Source organism: Leclercia sp. M-A074-M, from assembly GCF_965195605.1.
Taxonomy (GTDB): Bacteria; Pseudomonadota; Gammaproteobacteria; order Enterobacterales; family Enterobacteriaceae; genus Enterobacter.
In genome coordinates this window covers 136425-153529 of sequence record NZ_CBDAHM010000007.1, presented here as the reverse complement: position 1 = coordinate 153529, position 17105 = coordinate 136425, and the positions used below count along the sequence as shown (strand labels likewise).

Below are 17105 nucleotides of genomic sequence, written 5' to 3'. Positions count from 1 at the left end.
ATACTGGAAAAGCTCCTGCTGTTGCAAACAGGATTTATTAGGCGATCGTCCCGGCTCCCCGGCACGGTGGCGATGCGAAAATCGTATCCTGTAACCCTTTCCACTCTTTGATTGTATAAGTGTGGAGCGCCAGCGCATGGACCGTGGTCGAGAGCTCTTCCGTCAAGGTTCCGTAGATCATACGGTGACGGTTGAGAAAACGTTCGCCAGCGAAACGGTCACTGACCAGCACCACCTTAAAGTGGCTCTCAGAGCCTGCCGGTACGTTATGACGATAGCTTTCGTCGACGACTTCAAGGAACACAGGTTCAAACGCCGCCCTTAACTTATCTTCAATCTGTTCACGTATCATCATGAAATTACTCCTCCGACAACGCTGAGATGTCACCCATCCCTTTAAATGTTAGCCGCTTTTACCGCTTGCATAACAACAAGACAACAAAAATTTAGCTTTCGTCTGATTTTCTCATTCAACCGTATGAAGTCCTATAAGGGAAGCGTCGTTTTGTCGTTCGAATAACGGAAAAGCGTTTCAGGTGGTTAGTTTTCAGACAAGGCGATGAATTTACATGCGTTGACCACTTCCCCTTGCCGTTGGCGATGTTATGATGGCGGCAATTTTTATCTCTATATGCTTACGATTCGTTGAGAGCCTGAACATGTTAAAAAAACTCTTTTTCCCTTTAGTCGCCCTGTTTATGCTGGCTGGCTGCGCGACCCCGCCAACCACCATTGATGTTTCGCCAAAGATCACCCTGCCACAACAGGATCCAAGCCTGATGGGCGTGACCGTAAGCATTAACGGCGCAGACCAGCGTCGCGACCAGGCGCTGGCGAAAGTTACCCGTGACAACCAGGTCGTAACCCTGACCGCCTCCCGCGATCTGCGTTTCCTGCTGCAGGAAGTGCTTGAGAAGCAGATGACCGCTCGCGGTTATATGGTCGGCCCAAGCGGTGCGGTGGATCTGCAGATCATCGTGAACAACCTGTACGCCGACGTCTCTCAGGGCAACGTGCGCTATAACATCGCCACCAAAGCCGATATCGCCATCATCGCTACCGCGAAGAACGGCAACAAGATGAACAAAAACTACCGTGCAAGCTACTCTGTTGAAGGTGCGTTCCAGGCCTCTAACCAGAATATTGCTAACGCGGTTAACAGCGTGCTGACCGACACCATCGCCGATATGGCGCAGGACACCAGCATTCACGAATTCATCAAGCAGAACGCACGTTAAGTCTGCCTGCTGACCCGGCCTCCGGTCGGGTCAGTTTTACCTCATGTCCAGTCACTACTTACGCATTTTCCGGCAGCCTAAATCAGCTATCTTGCTGATCCTCGGTTTTGCCTCCGGTTTACCCCTTGCCCTGACATCCGGCACGCTACAGGCGTGGATGACCGTCGAAAATATCGATCTTAAAACCATCGGCTTCTTCTCGCTGGTCGGTCAGGCCTATGTCTTTAAGTTTTTATGGTCACCCATGATGGACCGCTACACGCCGCCTTTCCTCGGCAGACGTCGTGGCTGGTTGCTGATGACCCAGGCGATGCTGCTGCTGGCGATTGCCGCCATGGGCTTTCTTGAGCCTGCGTCACAGCTGCGCTGGATGGCTGCGCTGGCAGTAGTGATCGCGTTTTGCTCTGCGTCGCAGGATATCGTTTTTGATGCCTGGAAAACGGACGTGCTTTCAGCCGAAGAGCGCGGCGCCGGGGCCGCCATCAGCGTGCTGGGTTACCGTCTGGGCATGCTGGTCTCAGGCGGGCTGGCCCTGTGGCTGGCGGACAGATACCTCGGCTGGCAGGGAATGTACTGGCTGATGGCCATCCTGCTTATTCCCTGCATGATCGCCACAATTCTTGCTCCGGAACCGAGCGATGTGATTCCGGTCCCCCGCTCCCTTGAGCAGGCTGTGGCTGAACCGTTGCGCGACTTTTTTGGCCGTAACAACGCCTGGCTCATTCTGCTGTTGATTGTGTTGTACAAACTTGGCGATGCGTTTGCGATGAGCCTGACCACCACCTTCCTGATACGTGGTGTGGGCTTCGATGCTGGTGAAGTGGGGGTCGTTAACAAAACGCTGGGGCTGATTGCCACCATTATCGGCGCGCTCTACGGCGGCGTGCTGATGCAGCGCTTAAGCCTGTTCCGTGCCCTGCTGATTTTCGGCATTCTGCAGGGGGTTTCAAACGCCGGGTACTGGCTGCTCTCCATCACCGATAAGCATATGCTCAGCATGGCGACGGCGGTGTTCTTCGAGAATCTGTGTGGTGGGATGGGGACAGCCGCGTTTGTCGCGCTGCTGATGACCTTGTGCAATAAATCGTTCTCCGCCACGCAGTTCGCCCTGCTCTCGGCCCTCTCTGCGGTGGGTCGGGTCTATGTTGGCCCTATCGCGGGCTGGTTTGTTGAAACGCACGGCTGGGCGGAGTTCTATCTGTTCTCTGTGTTTGCAGCCATTCCTGGGCTGCTCCTGTTATTACTATGCCGCCGTTCGCTGGAATATACCCAGCAAACCGAACACTTTATGGAAAGAACGCTCTACTCGTCCGCCTATCGCTTCGCCTTAAGAATCTTACTTGCGGGATCTCTGATGCTGGCGCTGTGGCTTGTCGCGGCGATCGTGAATGCCACAACCACGCTCGATCTGCCGTTTACCCTGCTGCTGCTTGATGTGGGTGCGCTACTGGCGATGGTCGGGATCGTAACCGGTGCGCTTCTCGATTATCTGGCCATGCGTAAAACCCAAACGGCGTAAAATGATAAAAAACGGTTATTTGCCGTTGTAATCACCTTGTGAAATTATAACGGCGAATAAATCTGTCCCGGTCAAAATAATATTTGTTGTTTCGTGCTTCTTAGAATTCCGGAAATTATTGGAAGCGGTAATAAACCCTATTTTCCTTTAACCGATTCAGCAACCGAAAGATTAATTTTCCGTTTTTTAATTGTCTTTTTATTGAAAATTATTTGTTAATTATTTGTGTCTTTTCCGCAATAGTTATACCAATTACCCCCTTTCCCCTCCCGACAGGACTGGATTCGTTATAAGCCGCGAATGGCGGGACTCCTGTCCAGGATTGGCTATACTTTGCAACATGTGTGACTTATCTGGCAGAACCCGGTAACACGTTACTGACACAGTCCTAATCATGTTTACAGTAATGTAACCTTCCCGTAAAATGCCCCCACACTTTAAACGCCACCAAGGTCCCCGTGGAATTGAGGTCGTTAAATGACACTTAGGAAATACAATAAAGGTTTGGGCTGGTTGTCGTTAATTGCAGGCACTGTATTACTCAGTGGCTGTGATTCTGCGCTTCTGGACCCCAAAGGACAGATTGGACTGGAACAACGTTCCCTGATTCTGACGGCTTTCGGCCTGATGATGATCGTCGTTATTCCTGCCATTTTGATGGCTATTGGTTTTGCCTGGAAGTATCGTGCGAGCAACAAAGATGCGAAGTATAGCCCTAACTGGTCACACTCCAATAAAGTGGAAGCTGTGGTCTGGACGGTGCCTATCCTGATCATCCTGTTCCTTGCCGTGCTGACCTGGAAAACCACTCACTCGCTCGAGCCGAGCAAACCGCTGGTTCACGATGAGAAACCTATCACCATTGAAGTGGTCTCCATGGACTGGAAATGGTTCTTCATCTACCCGGAACAGGGCATTGCTACCGTGAATGAAATCGCCTTCCCGGCGAACACTCCGGTAGAGTTCAAAGTGACCTCTAACTCCGTGATGAACTCCTTCTTTATTCCGCGTCTGGGCAGCCAGATTTACGCGATGGCCGGTATGCAGACTAACCTGCACCTGATTGCCAACGAAGCAGGCACCTATGACGGTATCTCCGCCAGCTACAGTGGTCCGGGCTTCTCTGGTATGAAGTTCAAAGCCATTGCCACACCTGACCGTGCCGCTTTCGACCAGTGGGTCGCTAAAGCGAAACAGTCCCCGAACACCATGTCTGACATGGCTGCGTTCGAAAAAGTGGCAACGCCTAGCGAATACAACAAAGTGGAGTACTTCTCTAACGTGAAACCGAATTTGTTCAAAGATGTCATTGGCAAATTTATGGGACATGGCAAGAGCATGGACGTGACCCAGCCTGAAGGCGAGCACACCTCGCACGAAGGTATGGAAGGCATGGACATGAGCCACGCGGAAACCGCTCACTAAGGGGCCGAGGAAGAAAATGTTCGGAAAATTGACACTGGATGCAGTGCCGTACCATGAACCCATTATCATGGTTACGATTGCTGCAATTATCATTGGTGGCGCGGCCTTAGTTGGCCTGATCACTTACTTCGGTAAGTGGAGCTACCTGTGGAATGAGTGGCTGACTTCGGTTGACCACAAAAAACTCGGCATCATGTACTGCATCGTCGGTATCGTCATGTTAATTCGTGGCTTTGCGGATGCGATCATGATGCGTAGCCAGCAGGCGCTCGCCTCGGCGGGTGAAGCAGGCTTCCTGCCACCGCACCACTACGATCAGATCTTTACCGCCCACGGCGTTATCATGATCTTCTTCGTGGCGATGCCGCTGGTTATCGGTCTGATGAACGTAGTTGTGCCGCTGCAGATCGGTGCGCGCGACGTTGCGTTCCCGTTCCTGAACAACCTGAGCTTCTGGTTCACGGTTGTCGGTGTGATTCTGGTTAACCTCTCTCTGGGCGTGGGTGAGTTCGCGCAGACCGGTTGGCTGGCCTATCCGCCGCTATCGGGAATTGAATACAGTCCTGGCGTAGGTGTTGACTACTGGATTTGGGCGCTGCAGCTCTCCGGTATCGGTACTACCCTGACCGGTATTAACTTCTTCGTGACCATCCTGAAGATGCGTGCCCCAGGCATGACGATGTTCAAGATGCCGGTATTTACCTGGGCATCTCTGTGCGCCAACGTCCTGATTATCGCCTCTTTCCCAATTCTGACCGTCACCATCGCGCTGCTGACCCTGGATCGCTATCTGGGTACCCATTTCTTTACCAACGATATGGGTGGCAACATGATGATGTACATCAACCTGATTTGGGCCTGGGGTCACCCGGAAGTGTACATCCTGGTTCTGCCGGTGTTCGGTGTCTTCTCCGAAATCGCGGCGACCTTCTCGCGTAAACGTCTGTTTGGTTACACCTCGCTGGTGTGGGCAACCGTATGTATTACCGTTCTGTCGTTCATCGTCTGGCTGCACCACTTCTTCACCATGGGTGCGGGCGCGAACGTAAACGCCTTCTTCGGTATTACGACCATGATTATCGCAATCCCTACCGGGGTTAAGATCTTCAACTGGCTGTTCACCATGTACCAGGGCCGTATCCAGTTCCACTCAGCAATGCTGTGGACCATCGGCTTCATCGTGACCTTCTCCGTCGGTGGGATGACCGGTGTACTGCTGGCTGTTCCAGGTGCTGACTTCGTTCTGCACAACAGCCTGTTCCTGATCGCGCACTTCCACAACGTTATCATCGGCGGCGTCGTCTTCGGTTGCTTCGCTGGCGTAACCTACTGGTGGCCAAAAGCGTTCGGCTTCACGCTGAACGAAACCTGGGGTAAACGCGCGTTCTGGTTCTGGATTATCGGCTTCTTCGTGGCATTTATGCCGCTGTACGTGCTGGGCTTCATGGGTATGACCCGTCGTCTGAGCCAGCAGATCGATCCGCAGTTCCACCCAATGCTGCTGATTGCAGCGGGCGGCGCGGCGCTGATTGCCTGCGGTATCGCATGTCAGCTGATTCAGTACTACGTCTCTATCCGTGACCGTAACCTGAACCGCGACCTGACCGGTGACCCATGGGGTGGCCGTACGCTGGAGTGGGCGACCTCTTCTCCACCGCCGTTCTATAACTTTGCCGTTGTGCCGCACATTCATGAGCGTGACGCATTCTGGGAAATGAAAGAAAAAGGCGAAGCGTACAAGCAACCTACGCATTACGAAGAGATCCACATGCCGAAAAACAGCGGTGCGGGCATTGTCATCGCCGCATTCACTACGGTATTTGGTTTCGCAATGATCTGGCACATCTGGTGGTTGGCGATTGTTGGCTTTGCCGGCGTCGTAATTAGCTGGATTGTGAAGAGCTTTGACGAGGACGTGGACTACTACGTACCAGTCCGTGAAGTCGAAAAACTGGAAAACCAGCATTTCGATGAGATTTCTAAAGCGGGGCTGAAAAATGGCAACTGATACTTTGACGCACTCAACTGCCCACGCGCATGACCACGCGCACCACGATACAGGGCCGACGAAAGTTTTCGGCTTCTGGATCTACCTGATGAGCGACTGCATTCTGTTCTGCTGTCTGTTCGCGACCTATGCCGTTCTGGTGAACGGCACAGCGGGCGGCCCGACCGGTAAGGACATTTTTGAGCTGCCGTTCGTTCTGGTTGAAACTGCCCTGCTGCTGTTCAGCTCCATCACCTACGGCATGGCGGCTATCGCCATGTACAAAAACAACAAGAGCCAGGTTGTCTCCTGGCTGGCGTTGACCTGGTTGTTTGGTGCTGGATTTATCGGGATGGAAATCTATGAATTCCATCACCTGATCATGGAAGGCTTCGGCCCGGATCGCAGTGGCTTCCTGTCAGCGTTCTTCGCGCTGGTCGGTACCCACGGTCTGCACGTGACTTCCGGTCTGATCTGGATGGCAGTGCTGATGTTCCAGATTTCCCGTCGCGGCCTGACCAGCACTAACCGCACCCGTATTATGTGCCTGAGCCTGTTCTGGCACTTCCTGGATGTGGTTTGGATCTGTGTGTTCTCTGTAGTCTATCTGATGGGGGCGATGTAATGAGTCATTCTAACGATCATGGCGCTTCCCACGGCAGCGTAAAGACCTACATGACAGGGTTTATCCTGTCGATCATCCTGACGGTCATTCCGTTCTGGATGGTGATGAGCGGTACTGCTTCTCACGCGGCAATTCTGGGTACCATCCTGGTTACCGCGGTAGTGCAGATTCTGGTGCATCTGGTTTGCTTCCTGCACATGAACACCAAGTCTGATGAAGGCTGGAATATGACAGCATTCATCTTTACCGTGATTATCATCGCAATCCTGGTAGTCGGATCCATCTGGATTATGTGGAACCTCAACTACAACATGATGGTTCACTAAGAGCGGCGAGTATGTTTAAGCAATACCTGCAAGTAACAAAACCAGGCATCATCTTTGGCAACCTGATCTCGGTGATCGGAGGGTTCCTGCTGGCTTCTAAAGGCAGCATCGATTACGCCCTCTTTATCTCCACGCTGATTGGGGTGTCACTGGTGGTTGCGTCCGGTTGTGTATTTAACAACTACATCGACATGGATATCGACAGGAAGATGGAAAGGACGAAAAATCGGGTGCTGGTAAAAGGCCTGATGTCTCCTGCCGTCTCGCTGGTGTACGCCACCTTGCTGGGTATTGCTGGCTTTATGCTGCTGTGGTTCGGTGCCAACCCTCTGGCCTGCTGGCTGGGGGTAATGGGTTTCGTGGTTTATGTGGGCGTCTACAGCCTGTATATGAAGCGTCACTCCGTCTACGGTACGTTGATTGGTTCTCTCTCCGGCGCTGCGCCGCCGGTGATTGGCTACTGCGCAGTCACCAACGAGTTCGACAGCGGTGCGCTCATCCTGCTGGCTATCTTTAGCCTGTGGCAGATGCCGCACTCCTACGCCATTGCGATTTTCCGCTTTAAGGATTATCAGGCAGCGAACATCCCGGTCCTGCCGGTGGTGAAAGGCATCTCTGTCGCCAAGAACCATATCACCCTCTACATCATCGCTTTTGCGGTGGCTACGCTGATGCTTTCACTGGGCGGTTACGCCGGATATAAATATCTGGTGGTGGCTGCAGCGGTCAGCGTCTGGTGGCTCGGCATGGCGCTGCGCGGATATAAAGTTGAAGATGATAAAGTCTGGGCGCGTAAGCTGTTCGGCTTCTCGATCATCGCTATTACCGCGCTGAGCGTCATGATGTCTGTAGATTTTATGGTCCCGGACTCACATAGCCTGCTGACTTACGTCTGGTAAGCTTGCCTGACAGCGTCACTCAACAGCCCGCCACCGTAATGGTCGCGGGCTGTTTTTTTTAATGTCATATCAAAAATTAATTATTTCAGCACGACAGATCACCTTAATATATTAATCAAGCTAAAAAAAGAACATATAACTCCTTTCGCTACATTTTGTCTGTCGCATTGTTATTATCTGGTGGTACTCTCTCGCCGTGAGTATTTAGCTCACCTTCTTTTTCATTTAATAAGGAAATAAAAGTGAAAGAATTATCACTAAATGAAATGCACTATGTCTCAGGTGGTTTTAATCTGTTCGGTGCTGCGACCGGCTTCACCCAGTTTGTCTGTAACTCCGGGGTCGGCTTTGGCTCTTTCGTTAGCACCGCAGGTGCCGCCTTTGCTGACTTCGTGGTAGACAGCGCTATCGCTTTTGGCTCATTCGTGCTGGGAAATTCTAACTGGCAAACTTTTGTTGATACCGGTTCAAATAACTGGAACGGTTTTGTCTCAACAGCAGGAAATAGCTGGTCAACCTTCGTTAATAACGCGGCCAGCGACTGGAATAATTTCCTCGCAAAAGCCAACGCGTAAAACAGGCACCGTACCAGAAACAGGTTATTCAACCTGTTTCTGGTTCATCATTAATTAACGTAAGTCGCCGAATCCAGCAAACACCCTATCCCCTCCCCTTTCGTTTACCCTGTTTTCTACTTAATAGCACAGATCATTCATGTAATTTATATTTGCTCACCATCGCTCTGTTTACCCGCACGCTCGCTCGCACTACACTGGACGCGCTTTTTAGACAGAGGTGGTAATGAACGATTATAAAATGACGCCAGGCGAGCTACGCGCGACCTGGGGGTTGGGGACAGTTTTTTCACTGCGCATGCTCGGCATGTTCATGGTCCTGCCGGTCCTGACGACATACGGTATGGCGTTACAGGGCGCAAGTGAGGCGCTGATTGGCCTTGCCATCGGCATTTATGGCCTGGCGCAGGCCATATTTCAGATCCCCTTTGGCCTGCTTTCCGATCGCGTCGGCCGTAAACCGTTAATCGTCGGCGGGCTGCTGGTGTTTGTCGCCGGTAGCGTGATTGCCGCCCTCTCCCACTCTATCTGGGGCATTATTCTCGGTCGCGCGTTGCAGGGCTCCGGTGCCATTGCCGCCGCCGTGATGGCGCTGCTTTCCGATCTGACCCGTGAACAGAACCGCACCAAAGCGATGGCCTTTATTGGCGTCAGCTTCGGCGTGACCTTCGCCATCGCCATGGTACTGGGTCCGATTATCACGCATGCACTTGGGTTACACGCCTTGTTCTGGATGATTGCCGTGCTGGCGACGCTGGGTATCGCCCTGACGATATGGGTAGTGCCGGACAGCAAAAATCATGTGCTGAACCGCGAGTCTGGAATGGTGAAAGGCTGCTTCAGCAAAGTACTGGTTGAGCCGCGCCTGCTGAAGCTCAACTTTGGCATTATGTGCCTGCACATTTTGTTGATGTCTACCTTCGTCGCCCTGCCCGGCCAGCTTGCCGCAGCGGGTTTTCCTGCGGCCGAGCACTGGAAAATCTACCTGGTGACCATGCTCATCTCGTTTGTCTCCGTGGTGCCATTTATTATTTATGCCGAAGTGAAGCGCCGGATGAAGCGCGTCTTCATCACCTGCGTCGCTCTGTTGTTGATTGCGGAAATTGTGTTGTGGGGCTCAGGCCCGCACTTCTGGGAGCTGGTTGCCGGGGTGCAGCTGTTCTTCCTTGCGTTCAACCTGATGGAAGCCCTGCTGCCGTCCTTGATCAGTAAAGAGTCGCCGGCAGGCTATAAAGGCACGGCAATGGGGATCTACTCCACCAGCCAGTTTATCGGCGTGGCAATCGGCGGTTCATTGGGCGGCTGGGTTGATGGCCTGTTTGATTCGCAAACCGTTTTCCTCGCGGGTGCGCTGCTGGCAACCCTCTGGCTGCTGGTCGCCAGCACCATGAAAGAACCGAAGTATGTCAGTAGCCTGCGGGTGGAAATACCGTCTGATGTGAATATCAGCGATGCCTTAAAACAGCGCCTTGAAGCCAAAGAGGGAGTCAGTGAGGTATTACTGGTACCTGAGGAGCGCAGTTTGTATGTCAAAATCGACAGTAAAGTGACAAACCGCTTTGAAGTTGAACAGGCCCTGAAAGCCTGAAAAAATGCCCGGCTTAGCCGGGCATTTTCTTAATCGCGGAAGTTCTTGAACTGGAACGGCTGGCCGAGATCGCCGCCGCGTACCAGCGCCATCACGCTCTGCAGATCGTCGCGGGATTTCCCGGTTACACGAATCTCTTCGCCCTGAATCTGCGCCTGTACCTTCAGCTTGCTATCTTTGATGAGCTTAACGATCTTCTTCTGAACCGCGCTCTCAATGCCCTGCTTCAGTTTGGCCTCAACAAACCAGGTTTTACCGCTGTGAACAAAATCTTCTGGCACATCCAGGGATGTCCCCTCGATGCCGCGCTTCAGCAGTTTTGCGCGCAGAATATCGAGCAACTGATTCACCTGAAAGTCAGACTCGCTCAACACCTTAATTGTCTTATTCGCGTCATTCAGCTCAAATGAAGCCTCAACGCCACGAAAATCGAAGCGAGACTCAACCTCGCGGCTGGCGTTGTCCACGCCGTTACGTACTTCCTGGATATCAACTTCGGAAACAATATCGAAAGATGGCATCTTTTCTTCTCCCTTCACTTTTGTTGCGTTGCATAATACCCGCTACGGGGCATAACTCAACAGAAGCTTAGTTGTCGACGCTATACTAAATGTTGAAACACCTGGTGCAGTTGCAGGTGAGGAGGAACGATGAAAATTACCGTGCTCGGATGCGGAGCATTGGGACAACTTTGGCTCACCGCACTTTGCAAACATGGGCATGAAGTACAGGGCTGGCTGCGCGTGCCACAGCCCTATTGCAGTGTAAACGTAATTGAAGAAGACGGAAGTATCTTTAACGAATCGCTGATCGCTAACGACCCTGACTTTCTGGCGCAAAGCGATCTGCTACTGGTCACCCTGAAAGCCTGGCAGGTTTCCGATGCCGTCCGGGCGCTGGCAACCACCCTCCCCCGCGCCTCCCCAATCATGTTGCTACACAACGGCATGGGCACCATTGAAGAACTCAGACACGTCCACCAGCCACTGCTGATGGCAATCACCACCCATGCCGCCCGCCGGGATGGCAATGTAATTGTTCATGTCGCCAGCGGCATGACCCATATCGGCCCAGCACGTGACCAGGAGGGTGACTACAGCTATCTGGCGGATCGCTTTCAGCAGGTGCTGCCGGATGTCGCCTGGCACGATAACATTCGTCCACAGATGTGGCGCAAGCTGGCGGTAAACTGCGTGATCAATCCGCTGACTGCCCTGCTGGATTGCCCGAACGGCGAGCTTAAACATCACCCTGAGGAGGTGGCAACCCTGTGCGCTGAGGTGGCTGCCGTGGTGGAGCGGGAAGGCATTCACACCTCAATGGATGATATTCGCTATTACGTCGAAGAGGTAATTGAGAGTACGGCGCAGAATATCTCCTCGATGCTGCAGGATATCCGCGCTCTGCGCCATACTGAAATTGACTATATTACCGGTTACCTGCTAAAACGCGCCCGGGCACACGGTATCAGCGTGCCAGAAAATGTCCGGCTGTATGAACAGGTTAAACGTAAGGAGAGTGAGTATGAGCGCGTCGGCACTGGTATGCCTCGCCCCTGGTAGCGAAGAGACCGAAGCGGTCACCACCATCGATCTGCTGGTTCGCGCCGGGATTAGCGTCACAACGGCAAGTGTCGCCAGCGATGGCAACCTGGTCATCACCTGCTCCCGTGGGGTGAAAATCGTGGCAGATGCACCGCTGGTGGAAGTCGCCGACGGTGATTACGACGTTATCGTCCTGCCGGGTGGCCTGAAAGGCGCCGAGTGCTTCCGCGACAGCCCGCTGCTGGTCGAGACGGTCAGGCAGTTCCACCATTCCGGGCGGATCGTCGCGGCTATTTGCGCGGCGGCGGCCACGGTGCTGGTTCCGCACAATATCTTCCCGATCGGCAACATGACCGGTTTCCCGACGCTGAAGGATAAGATCCCCGAAGAGCAATGGGTGGATAAGCGTATGGTCTGGGATCCGCGCGTCAACCTGCTCACCAGCCAGGGGCCAGGAACCTCGATTGATTTTGCGTTGAAGATTATTGAGCTGCTGGTTGGGCGCGAAAAAGCGTATGAAGTGGCCTCATCGCTGGTGATGGCGGCGGGAATTTATAATTATTACGAAGCGTAGAAATTGCCCGGCGGCGCTACGCTTGCCGGGCCTACAAAGCACGACCAGGCCGGGTAAGGCGTAGCCGCCACCCGGCACAACCACTACGGGCGATACACCTTCACATTGGTAAAGCCCTGCTCGCGCAGATAGAGCGCCTGCAGACGGCTCATCACCCCGCGCTCGCACCACAGCAGATAGGTTTTGCTCTTATCGAGATCGCCAAATTTGGTGCTCAGCTTGTAGAACGGCAGTGAGGCCACTTCTACTCCCTCCGGCTCAAACGGCTTCGCATCCTGCTCATCAACGGAGCGGATATCCAGCAGTACGTCATCCGGGCCGAAACCGTTAACGGTCTCCACTTCGACGACGTCCTGCTCGGTCTGCTGGGCGATTTCGCGGATATCGATGTTAGAGGCTTCCTCCACCACTTTATCAAGAATGGAGAAGTCGAAGTTCTCCTCTTCCGCTTCGATCTTCGCCTTCACCGCTTTGACCGTCGGGCTCTTTGAGATCACGCCGCAGTATTCTGGCATGGTGCGGGCAAAGTCTTCGGTGCCGATCTCACGCGCCAGATCGATGATGTGCTCTTTGTCGTGAGAGATCAGCGGACGCAGGATCAGCGTGTCGGAGACATTGTCGATAAGACGCAGGTTGGTCAGAGTCTGGCTGGAGACCTGGCCCAGCGCTTCGCCGGTCACCAGCGCCTGTACGCCATAGCGTTCAGCGACTTTTGAGGCCGCACGCACCATCATACGCTTCAGCACCACGCCCATCTGGCCGTCGTCCACTTTTTCGAGGATTTCACCCACCACAGGTTCAAAGTTAATGGCAACAAAACGGACGCGGTGGGAGCTGCCGAAGCGGTTCCAGAGATAGTGCGCAACCTGACGCACGCCAATTTCATGGGCAGCGCCGCCAAGGTTAAAGAAGCAGTAGTGTACGCGGCAGCCGCGACGCATCAGCATATAGCTGGAGACACCGGAGTCGAAACCGCCGGAGATCAGCGACAGCACATCTTCCTGAGTACCAATAGGGAAACCGCCAATCCCTTCATAGCGGCCTTTAATCAGCAGCAGACGGTCGTTTTCGATTTCCAGATGCACGGTCACTTCCGGGTTGGTCAGGCGCACGCGCGCAGATTCAACGTGCTGATTCAGACCGCCGCCCACGTAACGTTCTACTTCAATCGAGCTAAACTCATGTTTACCGCGACGCTTGGCGCGCACGCAGAAAGTTTTGCCTTCGATCTGATCGCGATACTGCGCCAGCGCTTTTTCGAAGATGTCGTGCAGGGAAGTGAACGGAACATCTTCCACTTCCAGAATATGGTGGATCCCCGGGATGCGGGTTAAGGCATCACGAATGTCCAGGCGCTTATTTTCATCTTTAGCGCGGACTTCAACATGATCCCAGTGACGCACGACGGCAAGGGTTTCGTCGTAGTGCTTCAGAACGTTACGAATGTTCCCGGTTAAAATTTTAATAAAGCGCAAACGCACAGATTGGCTTTTGATGGTGATTTCCGGGAACAATTTAATGATAAACTTCATGGCGGCAATGTTTCTTTGGCAAGCATTTAAGCTTGTAATGGAAAAGTACAGCAGCCCCTATAACCGAAGGCTGCTTCCAGGCGCGCAAGTATACCACCATCAGGCGCCTCCTGTGCACATTGCGCGTTATTTGATAATTACCCTGAGTCCGATACCATATCAGGGATAAAAAACTGAGAGTCAGACATTCACTATGCCGAAGAAAAACGATGCACCTGCCAGTTTCGAAACTGCGCTGAGTGAACTGGAGCAAATCGTTACCCGTCTGGAAAGCGGCGATCTGCCGTTAGAAGAGGCGCTTAATGAATTCGAACGCGGTGTGCAGCTGGCGCGCCAGGGCCAGGTAAAGCTGCAACAGGCGGAACAGCGCGTGCAGATCCTGCTCTCCGATAACGAAGACGCAGCCACCACCCCCTTCACCCCGGATGCCGAGTAGATGGATTTTTCGAACCAGCTTCAGGCGTGTGTCGAGCGTGCTAACGACGCACTGCGCCGTTTTATAGAACCGCAGCCTTTTCAGAACACTCCACTGGTTGAGGCCATGCATTATGGCGCACTGTTAGGCGGTAAGCGCCTGCGTCCTTTTCTGGTCTATGCCACTGGCAGAATGTTCGGTATCAGCCTGGATACGCTGGATGCCCCGGCCGCTGCGGTCGAATGTGTTCATGCCTATTCGCTGATCCATGACGATCTCCCGGCAATGGACGACGACGATCTGCGCCGCGGCCAACCGACCTGCCATATTAAGTTTGGCGAAGCGAATGCCATTCTGGCTGGCGATGCTCTGCAAACGCTGGCGTTTTCGATCCTGAGCGATGCACTGATGGTGGAAGTGGCGGATCACGACCGGCTGGCGATGGTTTCTGAGCTGGCGAGGGCCAGCGGGGTTGCCGGTATGTGCGGCGGCCAGGCGCTGGATCTGGAGGCAGAAGGCCGTCAGGTTAATCTGGAACAGCTGGAGCGCATTCATCGTCACAAGACCGGGGCACTGATTCGCGCCGCCGTTCGTCTGGGGGCGCTGAGCGCGGGTGAGCGGGGACGCGAAGCCCTGCCGATTCTGGATCGCTACGCAGAGAGTATCGGTTTAGCGTTCCAGGTTCAGGATGACATTCTGGATGTCGTGGGCGATACTGCAACATTGGGTAAACGTCAGGGTGCCGATCAGCAGCTTGGCAAAAGTACCTATCCCGCCCTTCTGGGCCTTGAGCAAGCCCGACAAAAAGCCCGGGACCTGATTGATGACGCCCGCCAGTCGCTGAATCAACTGGCTGCGCAGTCACTGGACACCTCGGCACTGGAAGCGCTAGCGGACTATATAATCCAGCGTGATAAATAACGAAAACACCACGATGAGTCTCTGATGAGTTTTGATATTGCCAAATACCCGACACTGGCGTTGGTTGACTCCACCCAGGAGTTACGTCTGTTGCCGAAAGAGAGCCTGCCGAAGCTGTGCGACGAGCTGCGTCGCTATCTGCTCGACAGCGTAAGCCGCTCCAGCGGCCATTTCGCCTCCGGGCTTGGCACGGTGGAGCTCACCGTGGCGCTGCATTATGTCTATAACACGCCCTTCGATCAGCTGATCTGGGACGTGGGTCATCAGGCTTATCCGCACAAAATTCTCACCGGCCGCCGCGATAAAATTGACACCATTCGCCAGAAAGGCGGCCTGCATCCGTTCCCGTGGCGTGGCGAAAGCGAGTACGACGTGCTGAGCGTCGGTCACTCTTCCACCTCGATTTCTGCCGGGATCGGGGTAGCGGTCGCGGCGGCTAAAGAGAACAAACAGCGCCGCACCGTCTGCGTCATTGGCGATGGCGCGATCACCGCCGGGATGGCCTTTGAAGCGATGAATCACGCGGGTGATATCAAGCCAGACATGCTGGTTGTCCTCAACGACAACGAGATGTCGATTTCTGAAAACGTCGGGGCGCTGAACAACCACCTGGCGAATCTACTCTCCGGCAAGCTCTACTCCACCCTGCGTGAAGGCGGCAAAAAAGTGCTCTCCGGCGTGCCGCCCATTAAAGAGCTGCTGCGTCGCACCGAAGAGCACATCAAAGGGATGGTGGTTCCCGGCACGCTGTTTGAAGAGCTGGGCTTTAACTACATCGGCCCGGTGGATGGTCACGACGTTCTGGGCCTGGTCAGCACCCTGAAAAATATGCGTGACCTGAAAGGCCCGCAATTCCTGCATATCATGACCAAAAAAGGTCGTGGCTATGAACCGGCGGAAAAAGATCCCATCACCTTCCACGCGGTACCTAAATTCGATCCGACCAGCGGCTGCCTGCCAAAAAGCAGCGGCGGCATGCCGAGCTACTCAAAAATCTTCGGTGACTGGCTGTGTGAAACCGCCGCCAAAGACGGCAAGCTGATGGCCGTGACCCCGGCGATGCGCGAAGGCTCCGGGATGGTCGAGTTCTCCCGCAAATACCCGACCCAGTATTTTGATGTCGCCATCGCTGAGCAGCATGCGGTGACCTTTGCCGCGGGCCTGGCGATTGGCGGCTACAAACCGGTGGTGGCGATCTACTCTACCTTCCTGCAGCGCGCCTACGATCAGGTGATCCACGACGTCGCGATCCAGAAACTGCCGGTGCTGTTTGCCATTGACCGCGCGGGTATTGTCGGTGCCGACGGCCAGACGCACCAGGGGGCGTTCGATCTCTCCTATCTGCGTTGTATCCCGGATATGGTGGTGATGACCCCGAGCGACGAGAACGAATGTCGTCAGATGCTGTTCACCGGCTATCACTATCAGGATGGCCCAACGGCCGTGCGTTATCCGCGCGGTAACGCGGTTGGCGTTACCCTTGAGCCGCTGGCAAAACTGCCGATTGGTAAAGGCGTGGTTAAGCGTCGCGGTGAAAAGCTGGCGATCCTCAATTTCGGTACGCTGATGCCGGAAGCGGCAAAAGTGGCGGAATCTCTTAACGCGACGCTGGTGGATATGCGCTTTGTGAAGCCGCTCGATGAGGCGCTGATCCTGGAGATGGCATCTGAGCACGAAGCGCTGATCACGCTCGAAGAGAATGCGATTATGGGCGGCGCGGGCAGCGGCGTGAACGAAGTGCTGATGGCGAAGCGTAAAGTTGTGCCTGTTCTGAATCTCGGCCTGCCGGATCACTTTATTCCGCAGGGTACCCAGGACGAAGCGCGCGCCGACATCGGCCTGGATGCCGCAGGTATCGAAGCGCGCATCGCCGCCTGGCTGGCGTAATCCCTCCCCTTTCCGCTCCTGCTATGCTTAACGGTACGTTTTAAGCAAAC

General features: G+C 54.1%; 17 protein-coding genes. 14 read left to right on the top strand and 3 right to left on the bottom strand.

Going from position 1 to position 17105, the window contains the following annotated elements; genetic code table 11:
• Positions 1-37: 37 nt before the first annotated feature.
• Positions 38-355, bottom strand: coding sequence for a transcriptional regulator BolA (gene bolA, locus ACOKCT_RS15515; RefSeq protein ID WP_039032378.1), 318 nt, complete (start codon positions 353-355; stop codon positions 38-40).
• 304 nt (positions 356-659) lie between these two features.
• On the opposite strand from bolA, the gene ACOKCT_RS15510 reads away from it, so the two are divergent.
• The 9 genes from ACOKCT_RS15510 (at position 660) to ACOKCT_RS15470 (ending at position 10182) form a co-directional block, all read left to right on the top strand.
• On the top strand, positions 660-1238 hold the full coding sequence (locus ACOKCT_RS15510; RefSeq protein ID WP_103178480.1) for a lipoprotein: 579 nt from the start codon (positions 660-662) through the stop codon (positions 1236-1238).
• Positions 1239-1281: 43 nt separating this feature from the next.
• Complete coding sequence (gene ampG / locus ACOKCT_RS15505) at positions 1282-2757, top strand: muropeptide MFS transporter AmpG (RefSeq protein ID WP_159339711.1); 1476 nt, start codon at positions 1282-1284, stop codon at positions 2755-2757.
• Between the two features lie 477 nt (positions 2758-3234).
• The gene (cyoA, locus tag ACOKCT_RS15500) at positions 3235-4182 is read left to right on the top strand and encodes a cytochrome o ubiquinol oxidase subunit II (protein WP_103178478.1); all 948 of its coding nucleotides are present in this window, start codon (positions 3235-3237) and stop codon (positions 4180-4182) included.
• Between the two features lie 16 nt (positions 4183-4198).
• On the top strand, positions 4199-6190 hold the full coding sequence (gene cyoB, locus ACOKCT_RS15495; protein WP_156653998.1) for a cytochrome o ubiquinol oxidase subunit I: 1992 nt from the start codon (positions 4199-4201) through the stop codon (positions 6188-6190).
• The gene (locus ACOKCT_RS15490; RefSeq protein WP_103178476.1) at positions 6180-6794 is read left to right on the top strand and encodes a cytochrome o ubiquinol oxidase subunit III; all 615 of its coding nucleotides are present in this window, start codon (positions 6180-6182) and stop codon (positions 6792-6794) included. The genes cyoB and ACOKCT_RS15490 overlap by 11 nt, the downstream gene beginning before the upstream one ends.
• Positions 6794-7120 carry a cytochrome o ubiquinol oxidase subunit IV gene (locus tag ACOKCT_RS15485; protein WP_103178475.1) on the top strand — a complete coding sequence of 109 codons (327 nt, stop codon included), beginning with the start codon at positions 6794-6796 and terminating at the stop codon, positions 7118-7120. The genes ACOKCT_RS15490 and ACOKCT_RS15485 overlap by 1 nt, the downstream gene beginning before the upstream one ends.
• Before the next feature lie 11 nt (positions 7121-7131).
• Entirely contained in the window at positions 7132-8019 is an 888-nt protein-coding gene (gene cyoE, locus ACOKCT_RS15480; RefSeq protein ID WP_103178474.1) for a heme o synthase, read from the top strand.
• A 242-nt stretch (positions 8020-8261) separates the two neighbouring features.
• The gene (locus ACOKCT_RS15475) at positions 8262-8594 is read left to right on the top strand and encodes a hypothetical protein (RefSeq protein WP_103178473.1); all 333 of its coding nucleotides are present in this window, start codon (positions 8262-8264) and stop codon (positions 8592-8594) included.
• Positions 8595-8820: 226 nt separating this feature from the next.
• A complete protein-coding gene (locus ACOKCT_RS15470) occupies positions 8821-10182 on the top strand; it encodes an MFS transporter (RefSeq protein ID WP_103178472.1) in 1362 nt (453 codons plus the stop codon).
• 29 nt (positions 10183-10211) lie between these two features.
• Here the strand turns inward: ACOKCT_RS15470 and ACOKCT_RS15465 are convergent, their stop codons facing one another.
• The gene (locus ACOKCT_RS15465) at positions 10212-10703 is read right to left on the bottom strand and encodes a YajQ family cyclic di-GMP-binding protein (protein ID WP_103178471.1); all 492 of its coding nucleotides are present in this window, start codon (positions 10701-10703) and stop codon (positions 10212-10214) included.
• Between the two features lie 129 nt (positions 10704-10832).
• Here ACOKCT_RS15465 and panE point away from each other — a divergent pair, with 129 nt between their 5' ends.
• Together panE and yajL are read left to right on the top strand one after the other, a co-directional pair.
• Positions 10833-11744, top strand: coding sequence for a 2-dehydropantoate 2-reductase (gene panE, locus ACOKCT_RS15460; protein WP_263951275.1), 912 nt, complete (start codon positions 10833-10835; stop codon positions 11742-11744).
• Positions 11707-12300, top strand: a complete 594-nt coding sequence (gene yajL, locus ACOKCT_RS15455) for a protein deglycase YajL (RefSeq protein ID WP_103178469.1) — start codon at positions 11707-11709, stop codon at positions 12298-12300. The genes panE and yajL overlap by 38 nt, the downstream gene beginning before the upstream one ends.
• A gap of 83 nt (positions 12301-12383) precedes the next feature.
• Here the strand turns inward: yajL and thiI are convergent, their stop codons facing one another.
• On the bottom strand, positions 12384-13832 hold the full coding sequence (thiI, locus tag ACOKCT_RS15450; protein WP_103178468.1) for a tRNA uracil 4-sulfurtransferase ThiI: 1449 nt from the start codon (positions 13830-13832) through the stop codon (positions 12384-12386).
• 193 nt (positions 13833-14025) lie between these two features.
• On the opposite strand from thiI, the gene xseB reads away from it, so the two are divergent.
• Genes xseB through dxs form a run of 3 tightly spaced genes read left to right on the top strand, consistent with a single transcriptional unit; the run spans position 14026 to position 17055 of the window.
• Positions 14026-14268 (top strand): exodeoxyribonuclease VII small subunit, encoded by a 243-nt coding sequence (xseB, locus tag ACOKCT_RS15445; protein WP_032616819.1) that lies wholly within the window; start codon positions 14026-14028, stop codon positions 14266-14268.
• Positions 14269-15168, top strand: a complete 900-nt coding sequence (gene ispA, locus ACOKCT_RS15440) for a (2E,6E)-farnesyl diphosphate synthase (protein WP_263951277.1) — start codon at positions 14269-14271, stop codon at positions 15166-15168.
• A gap of 24 nt (positions 15169-15192) precedes the next feature.
• A complete protein-coding gene (gene dxs, locus ACOKCT_RS15435; protein WP_156653994.1) occupies positions 15193-17055 on the top strand; it encodes a 1-deoxy-D-xylulose-5-phosphate synthase in 1863 nt (620 codons plus the stop codon).
• Positions 17056-17105 lie beyond the last annotated feature (50 nt).

Bases quoted from the DNA above. Each gene is read 5' to 3' on its own strand.
- bolA (WP_039032378.1), bottom strand. From the start codon at position 355: ATGATGATACGTGAACAGATTGAAGATAAGTTAAGGGCGGCGTTTGAA.
- cyoA (WP_103178478.1), top strand. From the start codon at position 3,235: ATGACACTTAGGAAATACAATAAAGGTTTGGGCTGGTTGTCGTTAATT.
- panE (WP_263951275.1), top strand. From the start codon at position 10,833: ATGAAAATTACCGTGCTCGGATGCGGAGCATTGGGACAACTTTGGCTC.
- cyoE (WP_103178474.1), top strand. From the start codon at position 7,132: ATGTTTAAGCAATACCTGCAAGTAACAAAACCAGGCATCATCTTTGGC.
- ACOKCT_RS15465 (WP_103178471.1), bottom strand. From the start codon at position 10,703: ATGCCATCTTTCGATATTGTTTCCGAAGTTGATATCCAGGAAGTACGT.
- ACOKCT_RS15485 (WP_103178475.1), top strand. From the start codon at position 6,794: ATGAGTCATTCTAACGATCATGGCGCTTCCCACGGCAGCGTAAAGACC.
- xseB (WP_032616819.1), top strand. From the start codon at position 14,026: ATGCCGAAGAAAAACGATGCACCTGCCAGTTTCGAAACTGCGCTGAGT.
- ACOKCT_RS15490 (WP_103178476.1), top strand. From the start codon at position 6,180: ATGGCAACTGATACTTTGACGCACTCAACTGCCCACGCGCATGACCAC.
- ampG (WP_159339711.1), top strand. From the start codon at position 1,282: ATGTCCAGTCACTACTTACGCATTTTCCGGCAGCCTAAATCAGCTATC.
- cyoB (WP_156653998.1), top strand. From the start codon at position 4,199: ATGTTCGGAAAATTGACACTGGATGCAGTGCCGTACCATGAACCCATT.
- yajL (WP_103178469.1), top strand. From the start codon at position 11,707: ATGAGCGCGTCGGCACTGGTATGCCTCGCCCCTGGTAGCGAAGAGACC.
- ACOKCT_RS15510 (WP_103178480.1), top strand. From the start codon at position 660: ATGTTAAAAAAACTCTTTTTCCCTTTAGTCGCCCTGTTTATGCTGGCT.
- dxs (WP_156653994.1), top strand. From the start codon at position 15,193: ATGAGTTTTGATATTGCCAAATACCCGACACTGGCGTTGGTTGACTCC.
- ispA (WP_263951277.1), top strand. From the start codon at position 14,269: ATGGATTTTTCGAACCAGCTTCAGGCGTGTGTCGAGCGTGCTAACGAC.
- thiI (WP_103178468.1), bottom strand. From the start codon at position 13,832: ATGAAGTTTATCATTAAATTGTTCCCGGAAATCACCATCAAAAGCCAA.
- ACOKCT_RS15470 (WP_103178472.1), top strand. From the start codon at position 8,821: ATGAACGATTATAAAATGACGCCAGGCGAGCTACGCGCGACCTGGGGG.